The organism is Planobispora longispora (genome assembly GCF_016863135.1).
GTDB classification, from domain to species: Bacteria; Actinomycetota; Actinomycetes; order Streptosporangiales; family Streptosporangiaceae; genus Planobispora; species Planobispora longispora.
The window spans coordinates 168,513-194,145 of sequence record NZ_BOOH01000039.1; the positions used below are offsets into that span (position 1 = coordinate 168,513).

Annotated in this window: 24 protein-coding genes; 8 read left to right on the forward strand and 16 right to left on the reverse strand. The window is 72.9% G+C overall.

Translation table 11 applies throughout. The annotated features are described in order from the left end of the window. The first annotated feature begins 49 nt into the window (after positions 1-49). Together Plo01_RS24185 and Plo01_RS24190 are read left to right on the forward strand one after the other, a co-directional pair. A complete protein-coding gene (locus Plo01_RS24185; protein ID WP_203892958.1) occupies positions 50-637 on the forward strand; it encodes a TetR/AcrR family transcriptional regulator in 588 nt (195 codons plus the stop codon). A gap of 108 nt (positions 638-745) precedes the next feature. After that, complete coding sequence (locus Plo01_RS24190) at positions 746-1,951, forward strand: cytochrome P450 (RefSeq protein ID WP_203892959.1); 1,206 nt, start codon at positions 746-748, stop codon at positions 1,949-1,951. A gap of 8 nt (positions 1,952-1,959) precedes the next feature. Here the strand turns inward: Plo01_RS24190 and Plo01_RS24195 are convergent, their stop codons facing one another. After that, positions 1,960-2,559, reverse strand: coding sequence for a TetR/AcrR family transcriptional regulator (locus Plo01_RS24195; protein WP_203892960.1), 600 nt, complete (start codon positions 2,557-2,559; stop codon positions 1,960-1,962). Between the two features lie 90 nt (positions 2,560-2,649). Between Plo01_RS24195 and Plo01_RS24200 the strand changes: the two genes are divergently transcribed. Further along, positions 2,650-3,015 carry a DUF4267 domain-containing protein gene (locus tag Plo01_RS24200; RefSeq protein ID WP_203892961.1) on the forward strand — a complete coding sequence of 122 codons (366 nt, stop codon included), beginning with the start codon at positions 2,650-2,652 and terminating at the stop codon, positions 3,013-3,015. Positions 3,016-3,074: 59 nt separating this feature from the next. On the opposite strand, the gene Plo01_RS24205 is transcribed toward Plo01_RS24200, so the two are convergent. The 5 genes from Plo01_RS24205 to Plo01_RS24225 form a co-directional block, all read right to left on the reverse strand. Continuing rightward, positions 3,075-3,818, reverse strand: coding sequence for a hypothetical protein (locus Plo01_RS24205; RefSeq protein WP_203892962.1), 744 nt, complete (start codon positions 3,816-3,818; stop codon positions 3,075-3,077). Between the two features lie 92 nt (positions 3,819-3,910). After that, entirely contained in the window at positions 3,911-5,752 is a 1,842-nt protein-coding gene (locus Plo01_RS24210; protein ID WP_203892963.1) for a GTPase family protein, read from the reverse strand. Next, complete coding sequence (locus tag Plo01_RS24215; protein WP_239316934.1) at positions 5,749-7,602, reverse strand: GTPase family protein; 1,854 nt, start codon at positions 7,600-7,602, stop codon at positions 5,749-5,751. Before Plo01_RS24215 ends, Plo01_RS24210 begins: the two co-directional genes overlap by 4 nt. 326 nt (positions 7,603-7,928) lie before the next feature. After that, a complete protein-coding gene (locus Plo01_RS24220) occupies positions 7,929-8,633 on the reverse strand; it encodes a response regulator transcription factor (RefSeq protein WP_203892964.1) in 705 nt (234 codons plus the stop codon). Between the two features lie 61 nt (positions 8,634-8,694). After that, positions 8,695-8,925: a hypothetical protein gene (locus Plo01_RS24225; RefSeq protein ID WP_203892965.1), complete on the reverse strand. Its 231-nt coding sequence runs from the start codon at positions 8,923-8,925 to the stop codon at positions 8,695-8,697. A gap of 177 nt (positions 8,926-9,102) precedes the next feature. On the opposite strand from Plo01_RS24225, the gene Plo01_RS24230 reads away from it, so the two are divergent. Beyond that, positions 9,103-9,276, forward strand: coding sequence for a hypothetical protein (locus Plo01_RS24230; protein ID WP_203892966.1), 174 nt, complete (start codon positions 9,103-9,105; stop codon positions 9,274-9,276). A gap of 43 nt (positions 9,277-9,319) precedes the next feature. Here Plo01_RS24230 and Plo01_RS24235 read toward each other — a convergent pair whose 3' ends face one another. The 8 genes from Plo01_RS24235 to Plo01_RS24270 all read right to left on the reverse strand — a co-directional run bounded on the left by Plo01_RS24235 (position 9,320) and on the right by Plo01_RS24270 (position 19,431). Further along, positions 9,320-10,204 (reverse strand): bifunctional 5,10-methylenetetrahydrofolate dehydrogenase/5,10-methenyltetrahydrofolate cyclohydrolase, encoded by an 885-nt coding sequence (locus tag Plo01_RS24235; RefSeq protein ID WP_203892967.1) that lies wholly within the window; start codon positions 10,202-10,204, stop codon positions 9,320-9,322. A gap of 182 nt (positions 10,205-10,386) precedes the next feature. Next, the gene (locus Plo01_RS24240; RefSeq protein WP_203892968.1) at positions 10,387-11,007 is read right to left on the reverse strand and encodes a cyclodeaminase/cyclohydrolase family protein; all 621 of its coding nucleotides are present in this window, start codon (positions 11,005-11,007) and stop codon (positions 10,387-10,389) included. Between the two features lie 105 nt (positions 11,008-11,112). Further along, a complete protein-coding gene (locus Plo01_RS24245; RefSeq protein ID WP_203892969.1) occupies positions 11,113-12,504 on the reverse strand; it encodes a sensor histidine kinase in 1,392 nt (463 codons plus the stop codon). Next, positions 12,504-13,226, reverse strand: a complete 723-nt coding sequence (locus Plo01_RS24250) for a response regulator transcription factor (protein ID WP_275415417.1) — start codon at positions 13,224-13,226, stop codon at positions 12,504-12,506. Before Plo01_RS24250 ends, Plo01_RS24245 begins: the two co-directional genes overlap by 1 nt. Before the next feature lie 20 nt (positions 13,227-13,246). Next, positions 13,247-14,449: an L-2-hydroxyglutarate dehydrogenase gene (lhgD, locus tag Plo01_RS24255; RefSeq protein ID WP_203892970.1), complete on the reverse strand. Its 1,203-nt coding sequence runs from the start codon at positions 14,447-14,449 to the stop codon at positions 13,247-13,249. A 178-nt stretch (positions 14,450-14,627) separates the two neighbouring features. Continuing rightward, positions 14,628-14,834 carry a cold-shock protein gene (locus tag Plo01_RS24260; RefSeq protein WP_203892971.1) on the reverse strand — a complete coding sequence of 69 codons (207 nt, stop codon included), beginning with the start codon at positions 14,832-14,834 and terminating at the stop codon, positions 14,628-14,630. Positions 14,835-15,155: 321 nt separating this feature from the next. Continuing rightward, positions 15,156-17,975, reverse strand: coding sequence for an SCO7613 C-terminal domain-containing membrane protein (locus tag Plo01_RS24265; RefSeq protein WP_203892972.1), 2,820 nt, complete (start codon positions 17,973-17,975; stop codon positions 15,156-15,158). Positions 17,976-18,267: 292 nt separating this feature from the next. Then, the gene (locus Plo01_RS24270; protein ID WP_203892973.1) at positions 18,268-19,431 is read right to left on the reverse strand and encodes a hypothetical protein; all 1,164 of its coding nucleotides are present in this window, start codon (positions 19,429-19,431) and stop codon (positions 18,268-18,270) included. Between the two features lie 276 nt (positions 19,432-19,707). Between Plo01_RS24270 and Plo01_RS24275 the strand changes: the two genes are divergently transcribed. The 4 genes from Plo01_RS24275 (at position 19,708) to Plo01_RS24290 (ending at position 23,302) form a co-directional block, all read left to right on the forward strand. Next, a complete protein-coding gene (locus Plo01_RS24275) occupies positions 19,708-20,247 on the forward strand; it encodes an RNA polymerase sigma factor (RefSeq protein ID WP_203892974.1) in 540 nt (179 codons plus the stop codon). Then, complete coding sequence (locus tag Plo01_RS24280) at positions 20,247-21,398, forward strand: CU044_5270 family protein (protein ID WP_203892975.1); 1,152 nt, start codon at positions 20,247-20,249, stop codon at positions 21,396-21,398. The genes Plo01_RS24275 and Plo01_RS24280 overlap by 1 nt, the downstream gene beginning before the upstream one ends. A gap of 77 nt (positions 21,399-21,475) precedes the next feature. Continuing rightward, a complete protein-coding gene (locus tag Plo01_RS24285) occupies positions 21,476-22,180 on the forward strand; it encodes a class I SAM-dependent methyltransferase (RefSeq protein WP_203892976.1) in 705 nt (234 codons plus the stop codon). Between the two features lie 153 nt (positions 22,181-22,333). After that, the gene (locus Plo01_RS24290; protein WP_203892977.1) at positions 22,334-23,302 is read left to right on the forward strand and encodes an aldo/keto reductase; all 969 of its coding nucleotides are present in this window, start codon (positions 22,334-22,336) and stop codon (positions 23,300-23,302) included. A gap of 157 nt (positions 23,303-23,459) precedes the next feature. Here Plo01_RS24290 and thpR read toward each other — a convergent pair whose 3' ends face one another. Next, complete coding sequence (gene thpR, locus Plo01_RS24295; RefSeq protein WP_203892978.1) at positions 23,460-24,125, reverse strand: RNA 2',3'-cyclic phosphodiesterase; 666 nt, start codon at positions 24,123-24,125, stop codon at positions 23,460-23,462. Further along, complete coding sequence (locus tag Plo01_RS24300) at positions 24,079-25,356, reverse strand: MFS transporter (protein ID WP_203893042.1); 1,278 nt, start codon at positions 25,354-25,356, stop codon at positions 24,079-24,081. The genes thpR and Plo01_RS24300 overlap by 47 nt, the downstream gene beginning before the upstream one ends. Between the last annotated feature and the right edge of the window lie 277 nt (positions 25,357-25,633).

Sequence of the window (25,633 nt, forward strand, 5' to 3'; positions counted from 1 at the left end):
TATCGGGAAGTGAAGATATGTAGGAATCCTGATATTTCCTGAGGCGGATGTGGCGAGGACGCAGGAGCAGCGCAGGGCCGAGACCCGTGCCCGGCTGATCGAGGCGGCCTCCGACCTGTTCGCCGTCAAGGGGTTCCACGCCGTGTCGGCCGAGGCCGTGGCGGATGCCGCGGGCCGTACGACCGGAGCCCTCTACGACCATTTCGGCGGCAAGGAGGGCCTGCTGCTGGCCCTGCTGGAGGTGTGGAAGGACCAGGTCGCGGACGAGCTGCTCACCGCGTTCGGGGACAGTCCCGGGCTCGACGACCGGCTGTCCGCGGTGCACCAAGCGATCACCGACGGGAATCGCGGTGCGTCATGGCTCCTGCTGGAGATGGAGCTGTGGCTGCACGGCGCGCGCGACTCCCACATCGGCGACCTCCTCGCCAGGCGGTACGCCGAGATCCGGACCCTGCTGGCGGACGGCCTGAGCCAATGGGCCGAGCTGGCCGGGACGTCCCTACGAAGATCACCGGAGCACACCGCGGTCGCGGTGCTGGGTGTGCTCATCGGCTGCGCGATCCAGCACCGGCTGGATCCCCCCGCGGTCGAGACGCGGGCCGTCGTGGAGAGCCTGCGCGACCTGCTCGGTTTCTGAGCCCCCGATTCCGGCCGGAGCCGACGCTCCGGGTCCGGGGGTGCGGCGGCCGGGCTCCAGCCGTACTCGGACAACTCCTGGAAAACGCGCCGGAAGGGAGCCGTCGGCATGCAGATCGACCTGCTTGAGGACACCTGGGAGCGAGAGGTCCCGCACGGGCAGTTCGCCCGCCTCCGCAAGGAGGCGCCGGTCTTCTGGCACGAGGTGCCGGACGACACGGGCTTCTGGGCCGTCACCCGCTATCACGACGTCAAGGCGATCAGCCGCGACCACCAGACCTGGTCCACCGAGGCGGGAAGCACCTTCATCCGCACGCAGAAGCCGGAGGAACTGGAGGTCATGCGGCTGATGCTGCTCAACATGGACCCGCCCCGGCAGAGCCGCTATCGCAAGCTGGTCAGCGCGGGGTTCACCCCCCGCATGATCCGCAGGCTCACGGAGACCATCCAGGCGCGCGCCGCGCGGATCGCCGACAGGGTGACCGAGAAGGACGGGGACGTCGAGTTCGTCGCCGACGTGGCCCAGCACCTCCCGCTCCAGATGATCTGCGACATGGTCGGCGTGCCGGAGCCGGACCAGCCGATGATCTTCGACTGGTCCAACCGGATGGTGGGCTTCCAGGACTCCGACTTCCGCACCACCCCCGAGGACGGGGAGATCGCCGCGGCGGAGATGTACGCCTACTGCGACGGGCTGGTCGAGGAGCGGCGCGCCAACCCCCGCGACGACATCCTCACCGCGCTGATCAACGCCGAGATCGACGGCGACAAGCTCAGCCGCGACGAGATCGACGCCTTCTTCGTGCTGCTCTCCGTGGCCGGGAACGAGACCACCCGCAACCTGATCGCCCACGCCATGCGAGCGCTGATCGAACGCCCCGACGTCTACCGCGAGCTCGCCGACGGCATCGGCGATGACGACCTGTGGCGCTCGGCCACCGAGGAGTTCCTGCGCTGGGGCTCCTCCATCCACAACTTCCGCCGCACCGCCCTGCGCGACACCGAACTGCACGGCCAGAAGATCACCGAAGGCGAGAAGGTCGTCACCTTCTACGCCTCGGCCAACTACGACGAGGAAATCTTCACCGACCCGCTCACCCTCGACATCCGCCGCATCCCCAACGACCACGTCACCTTCGGCGGCGGCGGCCCCCACTTCTGCCTCGGCGCGGGCCTGGCACGCGCCCAGATCACCGCGATGCTCCGCGAACTGCTCCGCCGCTTCCCCGCCGCCGAGTTCACCGCCCCGCCCCGGCGCATGCGCTCGGACTTCATCAACGGCATCAAGCACATGCCGGTCCGCTTCCGGCGGTGACGGGCGCGTCAGAGTGAGTGGCCGGGACCCGCGGGCTCACGGGTGAAACACGCCACCAGGAGAGCGAGCCTGCGGTCCTGGTGCTCGCGCGGAAGCCTGCCGCCGCGCATCAGCGTCACCAGACCGTGCAGGGCGGCCCAGAAGGTCTCGGTCAGCAGACCCAGATCGGCGCCGCCCGCGTGCGGGCCGACGGCCTCGGCGAGTTCGTCGAACCCGGCGTGCAGAGCGGCCGGAGCCTGGGGGGTGGCGAAGGGCAGATCGACGTTCTGCCGGAACATGGCGTCGTAGAGGGCCGGTCTCCGGTCGGCGAACGCCAGGTAGGCGGCGCCGATCCGGGCGAGGGCGCCGGCGGGATCCGGCGCCGCGGTGCGGGCCGCGCGGAGCTCGGCGGCCAGGTCGGCGAAGCCCTCCAGGGCGACGGCCGTCATGATCGCGTCCTTGCCCTTGAAGTGGCTGTAGAGGACCGGCTGGCTGTACTCGACCCGCTCGGCCAGCCGCCGCACGGTCACCGCCTCCCAGCCCTCGGCCTCGGCCAGCTCCCGGGCCGCCGTGATGATGAGCTCTTCCCGCTGTGCGCGTTCGCGCTCCCTGCGCGCCTGAATCGACATGCTCCGAAATCTAGCATTGCTAGCACTTCTATCTATGCTCTGCTAGCGTCGTTCCCGTTCCTAGCAACGCTAGATTTATGGAGTCACACCATGCTCGTCACCGTCGCGTACGGCCTCGCCATCGCCGTCAACCTGCTGTGCCTGCTCATCGGAGCCCGCTTCCTGCTCGTGCCGTACGCCGCCGCGGCGGGCTACGGCGTTCCCGCCACGACCGACCGCGCCTACCTGACGATCAAGGGCCTGCGTGACGGCGCCTACGGTCTGATCGGCCTGGCTCTGCTGGCCTTCGCCGGCGCCCACGCCGAGGCCTGGTTCATGCTCCTCGCCGCCCTGCTCCCGCTCGGCGACACCCTGATCGTGCTGCGCAACGGCGGGACCAAGGCGGTCGCGTTCGGCGTCCACTTCGCCACCGCCGTGATCATGCTGCTCACCGCCGCCCTGCTCTTCGCCGTCTGATCCCCGCCCGGTCACCCACTCGATCGAGCACGAACGCGGGCCCACCGGCCGGGGAGGCCCTACGCGACCTTGGCGGAGGACGCCGTCCAGGTGTTGCACGCGCCGGGCCCGCCCGCCTTGTAACCCCGGGTGAACCAACTGACCTCGTTGGCGGTGGGCTTGTGCGTGAAGAACTTGCTGAACCCCTTGTCCTTGGGCTCGGGATCCTCGGCGTGCAGCAGGGGCTTCCAGTTCCTGGCCGTACGGCCCAGGCTCTTCACCGCCGCGCCGGACAGGCAGTACTGCTGCAGGTCGAAGCGGCGGTTCAGCTCCTTCTCCTCCTCCTCGATGTCGGTGCCCAGCGCCCACCAGGCCTCGCCGATCCCGGTCTGCCCCTGGACGACCCCGCCGAACGCCGCGGTGACCTGGAGGAAGACGGGGAGGTCGTCCTTGGCCTTGATCCAATCCGCGCCGAGCTGCACTCTGATGAAGGTTCCGCAGACGACGGCGTAGGAGTTGACCATCTCCGTCCCGCCGGTACACCGGTCGTCCTGCTTGCGCTTGATGTCCACGGAGACCGGCTGGTAGTCGTCGACGATCGGCTTCCAGGCGTCGTTCAGGCACCCGACCAGCTTCCTCAGATACTTCTCCGTGGAGGCCTCGGTCGTGCCCTTGCTCAGCTTGCAGGAGATCTTGGGAAGCTTGCCCTTCTTGTACAGGGGGTTGTGGGTGAGCTCGGGGACGCCCTTGACGGGATAGGCGGCGGCCGGAGCGGCGAGAAGCGCGACGCCCAACGTTGCCGCGGCGAACACTCTGATAATCATGAAAACGGATGTTAGGGGAGTGATACGAGAAAACTATAGGTTTCTTCTCTTGTCCGGCATCCGGTCAGCCGCGCCTCCGGAAGTACCGCCGATCAGCGCCGGGCGGTCGTGACCGCCTCGGTGAAGCGGTGATAGCGGGACAGTTCCTCCTCCACCGGTTCCAGCACGAGCGCGTGGCCGACCTCCGCCACGCTCGCACGCAGCGCCCTGGCCGCCTTCCGCGCCCGGCGGCGGCCGCCGAGCCAGGCGACGGCCCGGGAGAGCAGGGCGAGCACGAGGCCGAGCAGGATGCCGCCGAGCAGCAGCAGGGTGGGCCACGGGGCCTCGCCCGCGGTCGGCACCGGTGGTTCGGGCAGGCGGAGGTAGTCCATGGCGAACAGGCCGAGCAGCCAGAGCGCGCCCGCCAGCGCCGCCGTGAGCACCAGCCACTGGACCGTCCCCATCACCCGCCACCACGCCGGCCGCCGGGACGCCCCGAGCGAGGTGGTGGCCACCGCCCGGTCGAGCCGGTCCTCCAGCTCGTTCATCCGCGACCGGGCCGCGTGCCGTACGGCCGCCGCCCACGGTCCGGGGAGCCCCGCCGAGGCGGCGGCGGCCGTGTCGCGGATCGCGAGGTCCATCTGGGAGCGCTGGACGGTGGTGGCCGCCGGGATCGAGGTCCGCCCGACCACCGTTCCCGCCGTGTCCCCCGAGACGCTTGCGGACCCGGTTCCCGCCTCCGGCTCGGCCCGGGACCCGCCCGCGCCCGGGGGCGCGCCCAGACGGAGCCTGCGGAGGGGGTCCGGCCGGAAGCGGCGGATCCACCGGGTGACCGGCCAGCCGGTGGCGGCGATCGAGCGGTGCCGGTGCGCCCTGGCCACCGCGGCGATGACCAGGGGGACCCCGGCGGCCTGCGACAGCGCGGAGGTCAGCGGTCCCGCCAGGGCGTCCACGGACGCCTCCCGGGCCTTCACGAGGTCGGCCGCCTTCGGCCGCCCGGTCCCCGCCCGGCCGTCCTCGGGCCCGGCGGCCCGCCCGTCCCGTGTCCGCCGGTCGGCGCCGTCCCCTTCGGCCCCGTGCGCCGCGCCGGCCAGGACGTCGGCGGCGGCGCCCACGTCGGCGGCCAGGCGGGCGGCCCAGGAGCGCCGGTCGGCGACCCGGGAGGCCAGCAGGGAGCGCAGCTCCGGAACCCCGGTCCCGGTGCGCGCCGAGACGCCGATCACCGGCACCCCGGCCAGCCCGTCCTCGGCGAGCAGCCGCCGCAGGTCCGCCAGGCACCGTTCGGCCGCGGCCGGGGTGAGCCGGTCGATCTGGTTGAGGACGACCACCATGACGTCCCGGTGCCGGGCCAGGGGCCTGAGATAGCGGTCGTGCACGGCCGCGTCGGCGTACTTCTGCGGGTCCAGGACCCACACCAGCAGGTCCACGAGCTGGGCCAGCCGGTCCACCTCCAGCCGGTGCGCCAGCTCGATCGAGTCGTGGTCGGGCAGGTCGAGCAGGATCAGTCCGGCGGTCTCCCCCGCGTCGTCCTCACCGGATCCCCGGCCGTCACCACCGCGTCCCCCGGCGTCACCGCTCGCCGTACCGGATCCCGACCCGTCCACCTCGTGCCGGTTGGGGATCTGCAGCCAGTCGAGCAGCGGCCCCGATCCGGCTCCCCGCCACAGCGCGGCCTGCGCGGTGGAGGTGGTCGGCCGGGTCACGCCGACCGCGGCGAGCGTGGTGCCCGACAGCAGGTTGAACAGCGACGACTTCCCGCTCCCGGTGGCTCCGGCCAGCGCCGCCACCGTGTGGTCCACCGACAGGCTCCGCCGCGTCCCGGCCCGGGAGACCACGGTCCGGGCCTGTGCCACCGCCTCGGCGTCCAGCCGCCCGTCGGCCAGGTCCGCCGCCTCCGCCAGGGCCGCCAGCCGGTCGTCCAGGGAGATCGTGCTCTCGCGCCGCAGCAGCTTCACCGGTCGCCCGCCTCCCGGCCCGGCACGCCCTCCGCCGGAACACCCTCCGCCGGAATCGCGTCCCGGCCGTCCGGAGCAGCCTCCACCGCGGGCGCACTCCCGCCCTCGGGTACGGCCCCCGCCGGGATGCCGCCGCGGATCCCGCCGCCGTCCCGTACGGCCGACACGGCGGCGCGCAGGGCCCGGGCCGCTCCCTCCGGAGGCTCGACGGCGTCGAGGAGCCCGGTGAAGCGGGCCGCCTCGTCCCCCAGGATCTCCTCCACGCGCAGGCGCAGGTCCTCACGGGCCTTGGTGGTCAGGGTACGGACGGCCTGATCGCCGAAGACGGCCTCCAGCAGCTTCTGGCTCAGCACGCTGGTCCCCCCGGCGATGCCGACCTCGATCCCGGTCAGGCCGCCGGTGGAGGCGAAGACCGCGATCATGAGCAGCAGGCCGATCCCGTTGACGCCGAACGAGGCGACCCTGGCGGTGGTGCGCCGCTCCGCGCCTTCCTCCCTGACCAGGTCCAGCACGTACCCCTGCCAGCCCCGGACCGCCTCCTCCGCCGCCTGGCGCAGTCCCGCCGAGGCCCGGCCCAGCCGTCCGGCCGCCACCGCCCCGGTCCGCTCCAGCAACGCCCGCCCGGCGGGCAGGGACGACCATGACTCCAGCGCGCGCTCGGCCGCACCGTCGGCGGCCGCCCTGACCAGCGCCTCCACCCCGTGCTCCAGCGCCACCCGCAGCTCGCTCTCCGGCGCGGGCCGTCCGGTGAACAACGAGACGAGTCGGTCCCGCAACCGGCCCACCCGGCTCTCCAGCGAGCGCATCAGGTCACCGGTGCCGATGAAGTCCTGCCAGCGGGCCAGCACTTCGCCGCGGAGCAGCGAGCCGTCCAGCATGCCCTCGTCGAAGGTCGCCAGCCCGGCGGCGTAGGCGGCGTCGACCGCCGCGCGGAGCTCCCCGGCCCCGGCGCGCTGGCGGTCCACCGCGTCGGCGAGCGCGGGCACCCGCGTGGCGAGGCTGTCCAGCGCGCCCGACAGAGTCTGCCGGACCACGTCGGCCCGGGCCTGGGCGTCGGCCGCGATGCCGGTCAGCCAGTCGGCGACCGGCTGGACGGCGGCGCGGGGCAGCCGGGCGTTCTCCCGGGGGAGCTGCAGCTCCGGCACCTCGAACAGCCGCGTCCCGCCCAGCCCGTTGACCTCCAGCAGCCGGTTCAGGTCCCCGGCGACCAGGCCCAGGGCCTCCGGCGGGACGCGGGAGAGGATCACCGCCAGCGCCGTGCTCCGCTCGCGTGCCGCGCGCAGGAACCCCCAGGGCACCTCGTCGGCGTAGCGGGAGGCGGTCGTGGTGAACAGCCACAGGTCGGCGGCGGCGAGCAGCTGGGCGGCCAGCTCGCGGTTGGCGGCGACGACCGAGTCGATGTCCGGCGCGTCGAGCAGGGCCAGGCCGGGCGGGAGCGCCTCGGCGACCACCACCCGGAGCGTGCCCGGCTCGCCCTGGCCGCCCCCGGTGACGCGGGGAAGGCCGGGCAGGACGTGCGGGGAGACGAACCAGTCGCGGTCGGCGGGGCTGGTCACCAGCGTGGGGGCCAGGGTGGTCGGGCGCAGCACGCCGGGCTCGGTGACGTCGGCGTCGACCAGGGAGTTCACCAGGGTGGACTTGCCCGCCCCGGTGGAGCCGCCGACGACGGCCAGCAGCGGGGCGTCGATCGCGCTCAGCCGCGGGATCAGGTAGTCGTCGAGCTGGCCGGTCAGCTCCCGCAGCGCCCGGCGGTCGGCCTCCGCGTCGCCGACGGCGAGAGGGAAGAGGTCATGGTCGAGATGGCGCCGCAGTTCCCGCAGCGCCTCCAGCGTTCCGTCGTTCCCGCCCACGGGACCGATCGTTCCCGGCAGGACGGTCCCTAGACATGTCAGCGCAAAGGAGGCTGGTCATTCCATGAAACGGCGGGTGCCGGCGAGCACGCGCCGGACATGATTGTGCCCCACCGCTCAACCGGGTCACGGGGGCGAACTCGGTGAAGCGATGGGGCCTGTCCCCGGAGTCGGCGGCGGGCCGTTGCCGGACTCGCCTCCCCCGCAGCTGGAGGCGAATCCCGGATCCGCCGTGTCTTCCAGGGCGTTCTGGGGGTCATGCGTGCTCCATTGCACCCCATGAAGCTCAGGGTCAGATCCGGCGGACCTGAATATCAGCTGAAAGTTCAATCACCTTGCGGCGGCCGCAGAACGTATCCGACCCCGCGCAGAGTGTGGATCAGCCTCGGCTCGGCCGTGTCCACCTTCCTCCGCAGGTAGGAGACGTAGGACTCCACGACCCCCGCGTCACCGCCGAAGTCGTAGTTCCACACGTGGTCGAGGATCTGCGCCTTCGACAGCACCCTGCCGGTGTTGACCATGAAGTAGTGCAGCAGCTTGAACTCGGTCGGCGAGAGCCGCACCGCCTGGCCCGCCTTCCAGACCTGGTGCGCCTCCTCGTCCAGCTCCAGGTCGCCGACCTGCAGGCGGACGGGGATGTCGAGGTCCCCTCTGGTACGGCGCAGCACGGCCCGGATCCTGGCCAGGACCTCCTCCAGGCTGAACGGCTTGGTCACGTAGTCGTCGGCCACCTTCAGCCCCGTGACCTTGTCGTCGACGGCGTCCCGGGCGGTGAGGAAGACCACGGGCATCTGCCCGCCCATCTCCCGCAACCGCCCCGCCACCGCGAATCCATCCATGTCGGGCAGCATCACGTCGAGCAGCACGAGGTCGGGGCGGATCCGCTCGGCGAAGTGCACCGCCTCGCGACCGTCCCCCGCCGTCACGACCTCGAACCCGGACATGCGCAAGCTGGCGGAGAGGAGCTCCCGGATGTTCGGCTCGTCGTCCACCACCAGCAGGCGGGCCTCAACTCTGTCCAGCACAGACACGAGGTTTTCCCATCTCTCTGGGACGCGGCTCAACGTCACCTGAGTGTTTGCTGTAAGACGATCAGCGCTGACGGCCGGCGCCCTCGCTGATCGACGTGGCGGTCAGGGAGCCGTCCTCGCCCCGCGTCCCCTGGACGACGACCGTCCCGCCGGCCCGCAGATCGGCGACCTTCCCCTCCCGGGAGACCCGCACGGTCGTCTCGCCGGTGGTGTTCACCGTCACCACGGAGCCGTCCATGGTCTGGACGTAGACCTTGCCGTCCTCCACCCTCTGCACGGTGCCGACGGTCATACCGCCTCCCGAACCGCCCGGCCGCAGACCTCACCGAGCCCCTCCCGGCAGGCGGGCTGCCTCCCCACCGGCACGCCCGCGCCCACGGGCGGCCCGACCGGTCCGGCGCCCTCGGGCCGTCCCACCACGCCGGCCCCGTCCTCCCACCCCGGTGAGGTCGCCCCCGCGGGCGGCGGCATGGACGGTTCCGGCGGCGGGCAGCGGAGCGTGAAGACGGGCGTCCGGGGCGACCAGTACGTGGAGATCGTCGAGGGCCTCTCCGAGAACGAGCGGGTCGCCCTCCCGGACGGCGCGTCCGTCGGCGGGTTCCCCGACGGCAGCTGGCCCGGCGCCGCCCTCGGCGCCTCCTGAGGGCTCCGGCCGCACCGGACGATCAGGAACCCTCTCCCGACGATCAGCCGGACCCCTCTCTCCCGACCCGGGCGGCGGCTCCCCCGGTCCGGGCGGCGGCGCGGACGGTGTGCCGGAGCAGCAGCGCGGTGGTCACCGGGCCGACCCCGCCGGGCACCGGGGTCAGCGCCCCGGCGCGGCCCCGGACGGAGCCGGCGTCCACGTCGCCGACCAGGCCGCCCTCGGCGGTGGGGTTGGTCCCCACGTCCACCACGACCGCTCCCGGCCGGACGTGCTCGGCCGTGATCAGTCCGGCCCGGCCCACCGCCGCCACCACGATGTCGGCGGCGGAGGTGACGGCGGCCAGGTCGGCGGTGCGCGAGTGGCAGACCGTGACGGTGGCGTTCCGGTCCAGCAGCAGGTGGGCGGCGGGTTTGCCGACGACCGTCGAGCGCCCGACCACGGCGGCGTGCCGGCCGCTCAGCTCGATCGCGTGGTGGTCCAGGAGCGCCACCACGGCCTCCGCCGTGGCCGGGGCGAACGCCGGGAGCCCGGCGGCGAGCCGGCCGAGGGAGAGCGGGCTGGCGCCGTCCACGTCCTTCTCGAAGGCGATGGCCGAGGCGAGGTCCTCCAGCGCCGCACCGCCCGGCAGCGGCGTCTGCAGGATGACGCCGTGCACCACCGGGTCGCCGCTGAGCTCGGCGAGCGTCTCCCGGATCGTCCCGGCAGCGGCGTCGGGCCCCAGGTCGACGAGGTCGCAGACGATTCCCGCCTTCTCCGCGGCCCTGGCGATGGAACGGACGTACCAGGCGCTGGACTCGTCGGCGGTGGCGATCACCACGGCGAGCCGCGGGGGGATTCCCGCCGCGGCGAGCTCGGCGGCCTCGCTGGCGGTCTCGGCGCGGATCGCCTCCGAGAGTTCCTTTCCGGACAGGACGGCGGCGCTCATCGAACTCCTTCTGCGGTCGGATTCCCCGCCGGGCCGCTGGAAGGACCGGGCGGGGAGGTCGAGCGGGGATCTCCGGTCCGGGGGCGACGCGGACCGGACGCGGACCGGACGCGGGCACCGGCTCTCCGGGAGGCCGGAGTCCTCCGGGCGGGTTGCTCGGAACGAACGGCCTCAGAGCGGGATCAACCGGCGATCTCCGAGCGGACGGCGGCGGTGACCCGCTCGGCGCGAGCCTCGATCTCGTCGACCTGCGCGGTCTGGGTGGTCAGCTCCGCCCGGATTCCCTCGTCCCGGACACCGCCCATGTTGACCTCGACGTTCACGCGGGCGGTGGTCGCCGCCGCGCGGGCGGCCTCGGCCGCGGCGGCGACGTCCGTGATGACGTTGCGGTTGCCGATCGGCAGGAGCTCCTCGGCCAGCCCGATCACGCTCGACGCGACGCCGATGACCGCGGCCGGGGGCCTGCTCGCCTCGGTCAGCGCCGCGGCGATGGCGGCCGAGCGGTCGGCCTTCTCCTCCTCCGTCGTCTTGGGCAGCCGGTAGGCGTCGGTGACGGTGGTGAACGCCACCGCGTCCTGCTCGGCCAGGAGCAGCGCGGCGTATCTCAGCCCGTCCGTCTCCGCGATGACCCGCTCGACCGTCTTGCGGTGCTCGGCGTACTTCTCCCCGACGCTGTAGCGGGCCACCATGCCCAGCAGCGCGGCGGCCTGGGCCGCGTGCAGCGCCGCCGACGCTCCCCCGCCGGGGGCGGGAACCCGGTCGGCGAGGCTGTCCAGGAAGTCGCCGATCTTCTCTTCGCGCATGAACGCCTGTCCTCCCGATCGGGTGAGGTCACGTCACGCCGGAAATCCTTTCATGCGCCCTCCCCCCGACCCGGGAACGGGTCCGTATCGGGCCCGCCCGGCGGTCTAGCCGGCCTCGGCGGCGAGGGGGAGGCGGACGCGGAAGACGGCGCCCGCGCCGGGGGCGGAGTCGACCTCCACCGTGCCCCCGTGGGCGTCGACCATGGCCGCGACGATGGCCAGGCCGAGGCCGCTGCCGCCGCCGTTGGAGGAGTCGGGGCGGCCGCGGGCGGAGTCGGCGCGGTAGAACCGCTCGAAGACGCGCTCGCGCTGCTCGGCGGTGAGGCCCGGCCCCTCGTCGGCCACCTCGATGACGGCCGCCCCTCCCCTGCCGCGCAACGAGATCCGGACGGACGTGCCCTCCGGGGTGTGGGTGAGGGCGTTGGACATCAGATTGCCCACGACCTGGCGGAGCCGTACCTCGTCGCCCGAGACGATCAGCGCGGCGCCGTCGACCGAGAGCGTGATCTCCCGCTCGGGGGCCAGGATGCGGGCGTCGTGCACGGAGTCCGCGGCGATGGCGAGCAGGTCCACCGGGCGCATGGCCATCGGGCGCTGCTGGTCCAGCCGGGCGAGCATCAGCAGGTCGTCGACGAGCAGGCCCATCCGTACCGCCTCCGACTCCACCCGGCGCATCAGCGGCGCCGGATCGATGTCGGACGCCTGGCGGTAGAACTCGGCGAAGCCGCGGATCGACGTCAGCGGCGTGCGCAGTTCGTGGGAGGCGTCGGCGACGAACCTGCGCATCCGCTCCTCCGACCTGCGGGCCGCGCTCTCCGACTCCGACCTGGCCCGGAACGCGGCCTCGACCTGGGCGAGCATGAGGTTCAGGGACCGGCCCAGGCGCCCCACCTCGGTGTTCGGGTCGGCGTCCGGGACCCGGCGGCCCAGGTCTCCGGCGGCGATGGCCTCGGCGGTGCGCTCGATCTCCTCCAGCGGGCGCAGGCTCCGCCGGATGACCGCCACCCCCACCCCGGCGAGCGCCAGCATCAGCCCGCCGCCGCCGAGGACCTCCACCAGCGCGAGCTGCCCGATGATCTGCCGGACCTCGGCCAGGTCGACGGCCACGACGAGGCTTCCCCCGGTGTCCAGCGGGGTGACGCGGACCCGCCACTCACCGTTGTGGTACGGCTCCGGCCCCACGCCCGGGGGCACCGCCGGGCCCGGCCTGCCCTCCACGTCCGTCCCGTTGAGCAAGGTGATCATCCGGCCGTGCGGACCGCGGAGCTCCGCTCTCATGTCCGGCGGCAGGGTCTTGACCGCCGTGTCGAAGGGGACGGGGCGGCTCAGGCGGCGCAGGAGGTTGCCGGTGGTGATGTCGATCTGGGTGTCCACCCGGTCGACCAGGTAGCCCCGCATGATCGAGACGCTGCCGATCCCGATCAGGGTCAGCGCGATGCTCAACAGGACCAGGATGACCGCGATCAGCTTGACCCGCAGGGGGAGCCGGGTGAGCATCACGGGTCCGGCGGGAGGCGGAGCACGTAGCCGACCCCGCGCAGGGTGTGGATCAGCCTGGGGTCGGCGTTGTCGATCTTCCGGCGGAGCACGGACACGTAGGACTCCACGATCCCGGCGTCGCCGCGGAAGTCGTAGTCCCACACGTGATCGAGGATCTGGGCCTTGGACAGCACCCGCCCGGCGTTGGCCATGAAGTAGCGCAGCAGCTTGAACTCCGTCGGCGACAGCGCCACCACCCTGCCGTTGCGCCAGACCTCGTGGCTCTCCTCGTCGAGCTCGATGTCGGCGAAGGTCAGCCGGGGCGGCCGGGCCGGGGACTCTCCCCCGCCGGTACGGCGCAGCACGGCCCGGATCCGGGCCACGACCTCCTCCAGGCTGAACGGCTTGGTCACGTAGTCGTCGCCGCCGAGGGTCAGCCCGCGGATCCTGTCCTCGACCGCGTCCCGGGCGGTGAGGAAGAGCACGGGCGTGTGGGTGCCCCCGCCGCGCAGTCGCCGTACGACGTCGAAGCCGTCCATGTCGGGCAGCATCACGTCGAGCACGATGAGGTCGGGACGGTGCCGCTGGACGGCGGCGACGGCGTCGGTGCCGGTGCCCGCCGTGTTCACCCCGAATCCGGCGAACCGCAGGCTCGCGGCCAGCAGTTCGAGGATGTTGGGCTCGTCTTCGACGACCAGCAGGCGGGCTTCGGGTGATTCGCTCAGGGGAATTATCCTCACCCGCCTATATGAGAAAGCCGTTAAGAGTTCAGAACAGAGGTTATCCCTACAAGGTGCCTGGCTATTGCCAAGCTTGACGTCGCCGCAGGAGACGGGGCGTTACGGATCAAAGCGATCCGACCGTGCGTGTCGATCACGAAGTCGTCCACCATGCTCCCGTCCCGGGCCACGGCCTGCGCCCGGACGCCGCCGGCGGTCCTGACGAGATCGCCCCCGGTGAGGGCGGGCACGTAGCGGCGCGCGGCCTTCAGGAAGGACTGCTTGGCGAGGGAGCCGAGCACCTCCCTGACCCCGGTCCGCCAGTGCTGGGCGGCCAGCCTCCGGGTGCCCCGCCAGGCCGCGACCCGGCGCAGGTCGGTGAGATCGATATCACGCCAGGAGTAGCCCTCCAGGGCCAGGGCCATCACCGCGTTGGGGCCGACGAGCACCCCGCCGTCGATCCTCCGGGTCAGGTGCACGCCGAGGAACGGGTAGCGGGGGTCGGGGACCGGATAGATCAGCCCGCGGACCAGGTCTCTGGCGTCCCCGGCCAGGGCGTAGTACTCCCCGCGGAAGGGGACGATCCGCACGTCCCCGGCGACTCCCGCCATCCGGGCGACGGTGTCCGTGCCGAGCCCGGCGCAGACGACCAGCCCGTCGAAGCGCAGCTTGCGCAGACCGTCCGGCCCGTCGGTCAGCACCTCGACCCCGGCCGGGGTCTCCCGCAGCGCGCGGACCGGGTGCGAGAGCCGTACCGAACCGCCGGCCTCCGCCACGTCCCGGGCCAGGCGGCGGGCGACCGCCGGGAAGTCGACGATCGCGGTGTGCGGGGAGTGGAGGGCGGCCACCCCGACGGCGTGCGGCTCGATCTCGCGCAGGGCCAGCGCGTCCAGCTCGGCGAGACCGGGGACGCCGTTCTCCCGGGCGCGCCCGGCGATGGCCCGCAGGCCTGAGCGCTCGGCGGGGGTGGAGGCGATGACGAGCTTGCCGACCTCGTCGTAGGGGATGGCGTGCTCGGCGCAGTACTCCCGGAGCAGGGCAACGCCGTCCCGGCAGAGCTTCGCCTTCAGCGAGCCCGGCCGGTAGTAGAGGCCCGCGTGCACGACCCCGCTGTTGTGCCCGGTCTGGTGGGCCCCGACGCGGTCCTCCTTGTCGAGCACGGTCACCCGCGCGCCCCGGGTCAGCGCGAGTTCCCGGGCCACCGCCAGCCCGACGATGCCCGCACCCACAATCCCGATGTCCATGGAGTGACCTGTGACCTTCCGAGAGCTCCTCGTGACGCGACCCGGCCCGCGGACGCGCATCCCCGAAAGCTAGCGGCAACCCGCCCTCAGGAGAAGAGGGGCGTCTCCACAGCGGCGGGAAACGGATCAGGGCCCGCACCCTGTGGGGGTGCGGGCCCTGATCCGTGGCACTGCTTCGTCAGGCGGCGACAATGTTTTCGGCCTGCGGGCCCTTCTGGCCCTGCGTGATGTCGAAGGACACCCGCTGGCCATCGCGCAGCTCGCGGTAACCGCCCTGAGAGACGATGTTGGAGTAGTGCGCGAAGACGTCGGCGCCGCCGCCGTCCTGCTCGATGAAGCCGAAGCCCTTTTCCGCGTTGAACCACTTCACGGTGCCAGAAGCCATGTCGATCTCCTCTTGATTAGGTGCAAAGCCGGAATCTGCACTGCGCGGATTCCGCGTCGCCGAGATAGGCCCACACCCGGAGAAGACCGGAAAACAAAAAATGCACCTGAGGCTACATACCGTCAGGCGCACACAAGTTCATTATGGGTACCACAACTGCAACTGCTTCCCAGGCTAGCACATGTGCAGCTGAGGTTGAAAAGCGGGTGTTACGGCGGTTCGAGGACGAGGCCGCTCACGTTCGGCGCGCTGCCCGGCGGTCAGTACACCGCCTTCGGCCGCGACATCGTCCTCACCTCACCGGACGGGCGTCCCCCCGGGTCACCGCATCCGGCCGATGGTCTCCCGGAGACGGCGTATCTCCCGCAGGCGGGCCTCGTAGGTGGCGCCGACCACCACGAGGAGGAGCCCGCCCAGCGCCATCGGCGCCCATCGGGGCACCGCCACGACGATCTGCGCGATCCAGGGCGCCAGCTCGTGCAGGGCGACGGCGGCCAGGGTCAGGCCGCCGAGAACCGCCGGGGCCTGGAGCCGGAGGCGAGTCCCGATCAGGAGCACCGCGAGCGAGACCGTTCCCAGCAGCAGGGGGCGGACCCAGCCGGAGCCGGTGACCATCGCGATCGCGCTGGGCAGGAGGCTGGAGGCGAGCGCGGGGCCGTACGCGGTCCAGGAGGAGGTCGTCCCGGCCCTCGCCGTCCACCAGCCGAACCCCAGAAGGACCAGGGAGAACGGGACCGTATACGCCTCGATCACGGTGATGTCGGAGGCGAACAGGCGTGTCCAGGCCGCGAGCAGGAGGAATCCGGTTCCCGCGTAGGCCGCCTGCCGCCGGTCGGGGCGGAGCGCCGTCCCGGTCAGCATGAGGCCGACGACGGCGCAGGCCAGGCTGATCGTCGGCAGGTCGGGGCCGCCGGACGGCAGGCCGGAGCCGACGGGCGGCGCGCCGGAGGCGGCCAGCGCCAGCCCGCAGGCCGCGAGGACGTAACCCGCCGCCTCCAGCCCGGCCGCGGCGTCCGCCGCCCGCGATCGCCACGCACCCGTCATGACGTCGGTCATCCGTGATCGCCATGTGCTCGCGGCCGCGTCCGCCGCCTGGGACTGCCGTGCGTCCGCCGCGGCGTCCGCCGCCCGCGGCCGCCACAGGCCCGCCGCCGCCGTCGCCGCCAGGCAGGCCACGGCCAGCACGGCGAACGCCGCCTGCCGGGGCGGCAGGCCCAGCGACGCTCCGATCGCCAGGGCCTCCCCTCCCACGAGCAGCGCCGCGACCCCGGCGGCGACGGAGCGGAGATCACGGGTCCCGGCGACCGGGGCAGCGCCTCCCCAGGCGAGCGCGAGGACCGCGAGCGCGGCGTGGGTGGCGGTCCGCTCGGCCAGCGCCGTGGCGACGGCCAGAACGGTGACGGTCCCGGTCGCGCAGACGAGGACCCCCGCCCACCGGCGCCGGCGGGCCGCGGCCGCACCGGCCACGAGGACGGCCGCCAGGGTGAGCAGGACCGACAGATCCGCCGGATGGCTCCAGCCGAAGGCCTCCGGCACGAGGATCACCGCCAGCGTGCCGGACGACAGCGCGGCGACTCCCAGGAGCTCCCGGTGTCCTTGCGCGATCCTCGCCGCCGCAGCGGAGGCCGCGGTCAGCAGCGCGAGGACGACCAGCAGCGAGGTGGGCGCCGAGGGCCATTCCTCTGCGTGACCGCGGGCTCCCGACCAGATCCCGTCCAGGTGGGCGAACGGCTCGGCGAGGGTGTGGGTGATGTCGTAGTTGAACGGGACCACGGTCAGCGCCGCCAGGACGCCGCCGATGACCGCCATCGCGGAGCGCGTCCGCCCGCCCAGGCCCGGGAGGCGCAGCGCCGCGGCGGCGGCGACGGCCAATCCCGCGACCGTGTAGACGACCGCCGACCACGCCGGGCGGACGAGCGGGAGCCAGGGGGCCGCGAGCCCGGCGACCAGCGCGAACGTCGACGCGACAGTGAGCGCCGTGAACCGTCCCGCCGCGTCCCGCGACGCCACGGCCATCCCCGTCAGGGCCAGTACGGCCAGCAGCGCGCCCTTCACCGAGGAACCCGGCCAGTCCGCAGGAGAGAACCCCGTCATCAGCCCCAGTGCGGAGTCGAGGAACCCGCATCCCACGCCGAGCACCCACACGATCCCGAACGCGACCGCCACGGTCCCCCGGACCCCGCGCGCGGCTCCCGTGAGCTCGGACGCGGTTCCCGTGGGTTCGGCGTCCGCCGCTTCCCCATCCGGTGTCCCGGCGTCTTCCCGGACCTCCGCGGACCGGTTCCGCGCCGCGACGAGCAGCAGCAGGAGGGCGTCGGCCACGGCCGTCACCGTGAGCGCGGCGGTGAACCACGTCGCCGTCCGGTCCGCCGCGAGCAGGGGCAGCGGGAACTGGGCGAGGACGATCGCCGTCGGCAGCGGCAGCCTCAGCGGGAGCATCCTCGAATATCCCGCCAGGATGAGCGCCACCACGGCGAACACCCCGGCCGTGTAGTCGTTCCCGGCGAGGGCGTCGGCTCCGGCCAGACCGGTCCGCCGGGCGGCGTAGCCGTCCAGGAAGAGCAGGGCCACGCCGAGCATCGCGACGGTCTCCGCGGTGGCGTTCAGGCCGCGTGCCACCAGGACCTTCGGCACGGCCAGGGTCACCGCGGTGAACCCGGCCAGGACCGCCGCCCGCCCGCCGATGCCGAGGTTCCCCCAGCTCACGACCGTGAAGACGATGGCCGCGACGACCAGCAGCAACCCGCCGAGGGAGAGCAGCAGGTTCTGCACCGCCTTCGGCGAGATGTCCCCCCGCGACACTCCGGGGGTCTCGGGCTCCCGCAGGCCGCCCCCGGCCCGCTCCTGCGACCCTGTCCCCGTGCCGGGCTCCCCTTCCGGCCCCGCGCCGGACTCTCCGTCCGGTCCCGTCCCGGACCTCGCCCCGGCGGAGGTCCGTCCCGGGCGGTCACGCTCCTCCCGGAGGATGCCGAGCAACTCCCCGCGGCGGGCGAGCAGCCCGGCCTGCCTCGCCCGGACCTCGGCGAGCGCCCGGTCCAGCCGCCAGAGCTCAGCCGCCGCGGGTCCTTCGAGCGGCAGGGCGCAGCGCGGGCAACGGTCCCGGCGCTCGGTGAGGAGCAGATCGCAATCCGGACACCTCACCTCTCCCCGGGAAAGGGATGAACCCGGGTGCATGCTGTTGAACGGCATGTCCACAGGATTCCCCAACGGCTCTCCGGATCGCTTGCGGTGGAGTACTCAATCCGGCCTGAGTATCCGCGCCTCCCCAGGTCGCGCCCGCATCACCCGCCGTACGGCGGCGCGGGCCCGGGGGCGATGGAGGACCAGCGGATCCGGCGGGCTCCCGGGGGACCAGCGGATCCGATGGACGTCGGAGGATCAGTGGATCCGGCAGGCCCCCGGAGGACCAGCGGATTCGGCGGGCGACTGAGGATCAGCGGGTCCGGCGGGCGATGAGGGCGATGGCGCCGGTGGCTCCGACCGCCACGGCCAGCCAGAGGGCGATGGCCGAGAACGGGACCCCCGCATCCTCCTGGGGGTCCGCGGTCTCCGTACCGCCCCCCGCGGCCTCCCGGCCGGTCTCCGTCCCGGCGCCCGGCTCCGACGTGGGAGTGGGCGTGGGCGTGGGGGCCATCGCCTCCAGCACCCGCTCGGGCAGCGGCACCCGGTAGACGGGGCTGCCGGTCCCCTCGGTGCCGGTCAGCAGCGCCGTGCCGTCCGCGGTGTAGGCGATCGACTCGGCCTGCTCCAGCGGCGGCATCGTCACCTTGGACAGCTGCTCGCCGGGCGCGCTGTAGACCGTGGCGGAGAAGTACGTGCGGATCACGAAACTCGACCCGTCGGGGGCGTAGGCGGCGTCGGTCGCCATGACGGGGGCGGGGCCGACCCGGCGCAGGACGTTGACCTTGCCGGTGCGCAGCTGCTTCGGAGCCTGGTAGATCGAGCCGGAGAACTCCTTGCTCACGATGTACAGCCGCCCGGTGCGGGGGTGCACCATGATCCCCTCGGCGTTGTGCCCGCCGTCCTCGTAGCGGAAGCGGTAGCGCACGGCGGGCAGGGTGGCGTCCCGCAGCGAGGACGGCTCCTGCACCCGGTAGACGGAGATGTCGGGCCAGGCCCCGTCGAAGTTGTCGCCGATGTCGGCGAACCAGAGCACGCCGCGCCCGGTCCGCGGGTCCCGGGAGGCCGCCATGCCCTCCCAGTCGCGGGAGGCCGCGCCGCGCAGGGTGAACGTCGCGCGGGTCCGCCCGTCGCTCCCGGCCGCGAAGAAGACCGGCCCGGCCGAGCTGTCGTTGTGGGTGTAGTAGACGTCCTCGTGCGTGGGCGAGAGCGCCAGCCCGCTCGACTCGGTGATCCGCTCGTCCCGGAACCGGAAGAGGACCTCTCCCCCTTCCTCCCCCGGCAGGGTCGGCTCACCGCTCTCGCGCGCCTCACCGGTCGGCACGGCCTCCGCCCGGCTCCCGGACTCCGCACGGCTCCCGACCTCCGCATCCGCGAGGGTCCCGCCTCCCGCGCCCGCCCGCACCGCGGGCCCGCTGCTCGCCCACGCCCCGGCCCCGGACCCGGCGACACCGGTGAGACCCGTGAAAGCCGTCACCGCGACCACTCCGGCCAGGGCGCCCCCCCGAATGGCGAATCTCCGAATCAGGACATCCCCCGCTCTGCTCCGCATTCAGCAATCATGCCTCGCCGGCAGCTCGCGCAGGCGCCGCGGGAGCCGTTCATCCGCACTCCGCCAGGATGAAGGGCGGGATCGGGCCGACGGTCGTCGGCGAACCGGCCCCGGGCGGGCGCGGATCGAAAAACGCGGGAAGGGACGTTGGACGGCGGCGAAGAAGGGGTGTTCCTGTCCTCACCGCAGGGAGACCCTTGCATGATCACAGCTCCTGACGAGGTGTCGTCGATCACCGCCCCCGAGCGGTTCGGCGTCGTCTTCGACACCCACTACGAGGAGATCCGCCGCTACATCGGACGCCGGCTCGATCTCGACATCGCCGAGGACCTGGCGGCGGAGACCTTTCTGATCGCCTTCCGGCGGCGCGACCGGTTCGACCCCGCGCGGGGTTCGGTACGGCCCTGGCTGTACGGCATCGCCACCAACCTGGTGGGCCGGCACCGCCGGGCGGAGCTGCGCCGCTACCGGGCCCTGGCCAAGACCGGACCGCCCCCGGACGACGACGGCCACGACCAGCGGGTGGTGGACCGCGTCGCGGCGGGGGTGACGGTCGGCCGGCTCTCGGGGGCGCTGGCGCGGCTGCCACGCGGGGAACGTGACGCGGTCCTGCTCGCCGCCTACGGCGGGCTCACCTACGACGAGATCGCCGAGGCCCTCGGGGTGGCCTACGGCACCGTGGCCTCCCGGCTCAGCCGGGCCAGGGCCAGGCTGCGCGACTGGCTGGGAGTGGAGCTCTGATGAACGACTTCAAGATCATCGATGATGTGATGCCCGACGTCCCCCCGCCGGTGGTCGGCGCGGTCGCCGAGGCGAGGGCCCGCGTGTTCCGCCCCCACCGCCCTCACCGCCTCCGCCTCCGGTTCCCCGTGTGGGCGGGCGGCGTGGTGGCGGCCGCGGCCACAGTCGCCGTGATCGGCACGGCCGTCGCCGTCCCTCTCCTGGGAGACGGCGCGGGCGACAGGACGGGAGACGGTGCGACCGCCACGGCCACCGCTCTGGTCGACTCTCCCGGCGCCGAGGAGGTGCTCGACGCCGTCGCGGACCGGCTGGCCCGGCGGGAGGAGCCCGAACGCGCGAACTGGCGCGTGGAGACGGAGCTGATCGAGCGGTGGCCGTTCGCCGGAGATGAGTTCCTGGTCGAGAACCGGGACAGGGAGGTCCACTGGGCGGGCCCGGACGGCCCTGCCGTCGTCGAGGTCTCCAGGGTCGGAACCGAGCCCCTCACCGCCGCCGACAGGGCGGCGTGGGAGCAGGCGGGCTCGCCCCGGCTCTGCGGATCGGACAGCGACTGCGAGAACGACCAGGTCCCCTATGGGCGCACCCGGTACATCCCCGCCGACCCGGGTGATTATCACCTGTCCAGCGTCCGGCTGAGCCCGCAGGAGCTCCGCGAACTGCCTCAGGACCCGGTGGAGCTGAAGGAGGAGATCCTGTCGCGCTGGGCGAGGGCGCTGAAGGACATCGAGAACAGCGACACTCCTCCCGGAGGGGATGTCCCCTCGGACGGCGACGCGGTGTGGTGGGTGGGTCAACGCCTGCTCACCGAGGCCCCGACCACCCCGCAGACCCGGGCGGCCGTCCTGCGCATGCTGTCCACCCTGCCCGACGTGCGGATCACCGACGGCGTCCGGGACATCGAGGGGCGGGCGGGCCTGGCCCTCACGCGCGACACCGGCGGGCCGTACGCGGAGCGGATCGTGGTCGATCGGGCCACGGGCGACCCGCTGGCCGTGGAGGGGATGCCCACCGTGCCCGTGCCCCAGCTGAAGGGACTTCCGACCGGAAGCGCGGCCTTCTCCAAGCTGATCCGGCGGATGGGCTGGACCGACGAGGCCCCCGCCCTCCCCGAGGGCTGCACCCCGCGGACGAAGAAGGACTGCCTCCGCTAGGCCGTGTCCGGCGGATCCCCGTTCCTCGCCTGATTCATCCCTCTCGGGAGCCCACGACTGGGATAGCGTGGCCCGCCGTGACCGATTTCATCTCCTTTCCCTTCTACGACCTGTTCCACGAGAACGGGCACGTGCCGAAGATCCGTGAGAAGCTGCCCAGCCTGCTGACCGGCGTGACGCGGAGCATCGTGGAGATCGGCGCGGGGACCGGGCTGATCACCACGTCGCTGGCCGACTGCACGCCCGCCGAGATCTTCGCGCTGGAGCCCTCGGCGGGCATGCGCGCGGTGCTGCTGTCGCGCCTGGCCGGGCGGCCGGAGCTGCTGGAGCGGGTGACCGTGCTGCCGTACGACGCTCTGAGCCTGGATCTGCCCGAACCGGCCGAGGCCATGGTGATGATCAACGTGATGTACGCCCTGGAGCCGGACTACCGCAAGCGGATGTGGCCGGTGCTGGCGGAGCAGCTGGAGCCCGGCGGCCTGCTGGCGTTCACCTGGCGCGCCGGGGGCGCCCCGGAGGCGCGTGCGCTCCAGGAGGTGGAGTCGCGCCGGGTGGGCCGGCACACCTACCGGGTCCTGGTGGAGATCACCGAGGCGGGCGAGGAGACGTACGAGGCCCGCTATCTGTATCAGGTCGTCGAGGACGACAAGGTGATCACCGAAGAGGAGATCACCGGCAACGCCTACCGTCCCCTGTGGGAGACGATCGAGGCGGAGCTGACCGGGGCGGGCTTCGTCCAGGCCGACGCGCCCGAGGGGATGCTGGCCTGGCGGCTCGGCTGAGGCCGGGAGGGGAGCCCCGGCGGCGGCACGCCCCGGCGCTCCCCGGACGCCGCCCGACACTCCCCAGCACTTCCCGGACGCTTCCCTGCACCCTCCGGACGCTCCCGGAGCGGGGCTCGCCTGGAGTGCACTCCAGGTGCCTAGGGTGGGCGTATGGATTACACGCAGCTTGGCCGTACCGGCCTGAAGGTCAGCCGCCTCTGCCTGGGCACCATGAACTTCGGCCCCGTGACCACGGAGGAAGACTCCTTCGCGATCATGGACCACGCCCACGAGCTGGGGATCAACTTCTTCGACACGGCCAACGTCTACGGCTGGAAGAAGGGTGAGGGGATCACCGAGAACATCCTCGGGCGCTGGTTCGCCCAGGGCGGCGGCCGTCGCGAGAAGACGGTCATCGCCACCAAGCTCTACGGCGGGATGGGCGACTGGCCCAACGAGGACCGGCTGTCGGCCCTCAACATCCGCCGCGCCTGCGACGCGTCGCTCAAGCGCATGCAGACCGACTACATCGACCTCTACCAGGCCCACCACGTCGACCGGAACACCCCCTTCGAGGAGTTCTGGGAGGCCATGGACATCCTGAAGCAGCAGGGCAAGATCCTGTATGTCGGGTCGTCCAACTTCGCGGGCTGGCACCTCGCCAAGGCGCAGGAGACCGCCCGCCGCCGCAACTCCGTCGGCCTGGTCTCCGAGCAGTCGCACTACAACCTGATCGTCCGCGCCGCCGAACTCGAGGTCGTCCCGGCCTGCGAGGACTACGGGCTCGGCCTGATCCCGTGGAGCCCGCTCGCGGGCGGCCTGCTCGGCGGCATCCTCCGGAAGATCGACAAGGGTCGCTCGGCCTCGGAGAACATGGTCAAGGAGCTGGAGAAGCACCGGAGCAAGATCGAGCAGTACGAGGCGTTCTGCGACGAGCTCGGCGCGGACCCGGCCGACGTCGGCCTGGCCTGGCTGCTCCACCAGAAGGTCGTCACCGCGCCGATCATCGGCCCGCGCACGCTCGCCCAGCTCGACGGGAACGTCAAGGCCCTGGACGTCACGCTGGACGACAAGGCGCTGGCCCGCCTGGACGAGATCTTCCCGGGCTTCAAGACGGCTCCCGAGGAGTACGCCTGGTAGGAGCCGCCCCGGGACGGCTCTCCGGACGCGGGAACCCGCGCCCGGGAGCGGCGTTCGGGACGCTCAGGAGATGAGGGCGCCGATCACCACGAGGAGCACGAGCAGCGCGAGCACCGTGGGCAGCAGCCAGCGACGGGGACGATCCACGCCCTGGAGCCTAGCCCTGCCCGCGGGGTGCCCGCGCCCCGAGGGGCCACTCCGCGACGGGCTCGTAGCGGACCTGGGCCCCGAGGTGACTTCTCACCAGATGGACGGCCCCCGCCTCCCACGGGCTCCCGGCGAACGCCCCGAACGCCTCGACCAGGGCGCGCACGTCGGCCTCCTCGCGCGAACGGGCCAGGGTCAGGTGCGGCCGGAACCGCTTGCTCTCGTCCACCTGTACGGCTCCCGCCCGCCGGGCTCCGGCGGCCAGGGAGTCGGCCAGGCGGACGAGCGGGGACCGGCCTCCGCGGGTCCCCGTACCCTCATGCGGTTCCGCGCCCTCACGTGAGCCCGCGCCCTCGCGCGGAGCCGTACCCTCACGTGAGCCCGCGCCCTCGCGCAGACCGGTCCAGAAGACGCGCGCCCGGCGGGCCGAGGGGAACGCGCCCGCCCCGGTGAACGCCAGCGTCATCGGCGCGTACCGGGACGCGGCGCGCCCGAGCCGGACCTCCAGCCCGGGCAGCACCTCCTCCGGCACCTCCCCCAGGAACGCCAGCGTCAGATGCCAGTTCTCCCGGTCGATCCAGCGGAGCCGGGGCCAGGCGGCGCGGTGCGGCCCGAGCGCGCGGGCGAGCTCATCGCACACCGGCCGCGGCGGCAGCAACCCCACGAACAGCCGCATGCGACCTCCTGCCGATCATCTTGCTCAGCATTATCGCCGCGCCGACGCCGAGCAGGGTCAGCGCCCCGCCGACCATCACGCCCGCGCGCGGGCCGCCCAGGTCGGCGATCCAGCCGAGCAGCGGCGCGCCGATCGGGGCGCCGCCGGTGAACACCAGCACGTAGATGCCCATCACCCGGCCGCGCATCTCCGGCGAGGCGGCGAGCTGGACGCTGGAGTTGGCGCTCGTGTTGACCGAGATCAGCGCGATGCCGGCGGGGATGAGCAGGAGCAGGTAGAGCGGGTACGACGGGGCCAGGCCGGTGACGATCTGGAACACGCCGAACGAGACCGCGCCGCCGATCAGCAGCTTCCGGCTGGGCTTGGTCCGCCGGGCCGCCATCAGCGCGCCGCCCAGCGCGCCCAGCGCGAACATGCTGGAGGCCAGGCCGAAGGAGGCCGCGCCCGAACCGAAGACCTCTCCGGCCATCAGCGCTATCGACATCGAGAACGACTGCGCGCACAGCGAGACGAAGCCGACCAGCAGGATCGGCATGAGCAGCTCCTGCCGCTCCAGCACGTAGCGCAGGCCCTCACGGAGCTGGCCCTTCTCCCGGGGCACCGGCTCGGGGGTGGTCAGCTCCGAGGCGCGCATCATCACCAGGCCGCCGAGCACGGCCGCGAACGAGACCGCGTTGATCAGGAAGATCGGGCCGGTCCCGCCGAGCAGGGCGATCAGCACACCCGCGACGGCGGGGCCGACCACCCGGGCCAGGTTGAAGCTGGAGGCGTTCAGCGCGATGGCGTTGGACAGGTCCTTGCGGCCGACCATCTCGACCACGAACGACTGCCGGGTCGGCACCTCGACGCAGGCGATGAGGCCGAGCGCGAAGGCCATCACCCAGACGTGCCAGACCTGCACGACCCCGGTCACGGTGAGCACGCCGAGGGTGAGCGCGAGCAACCCCAGGAGCGACTGGGCGACGAAGAGGAGCTTCCGCTTGGGATAGCGGTCGGCGAGCATGCCGCCCCAGAGTCCGAACAGCAGCATCGGCAGGAACTGCAGCGCCGTGGTCACGCCCAGCGCGGTGGCGCTGCCCCCGGTCAGGCCGCCGCCCGTGGCGGCGCCGCCCGCGGTCAGGCTGAGGACCAGCAGGTCCTGCGCGGTGCGCTGCATCCACCCGCCGACGTTGGAGACGACGCCGCCGATGGCGAAGAGCCGGTAGTTGCGGTTGCTCAGCGAGCGGAACATGCTGCCGCGCGTCTCCGGCACCGCCTGGGCCGTCCCGGTCTCCGCGGCCTGCACCTCCCGGAGGGCGGCCGCGCGCCCGGCCTTCCGCCGCCGCAGCCGCGCCTTCAAACCCAGCTTCCGGCCGGGTACGGCGGGCCGCTCGGCGTTCCCGGGTACGGCGGTGGGCTCGGGAATCCGCGTCCCGATGCTCTCGGTGCTCCCAGTGCTTCCGGCGCTCTCGGGAACGGTCGGCGGCTCGGAACCGATCGACGACTCGGAAACGGTCGAGGACTCGGAA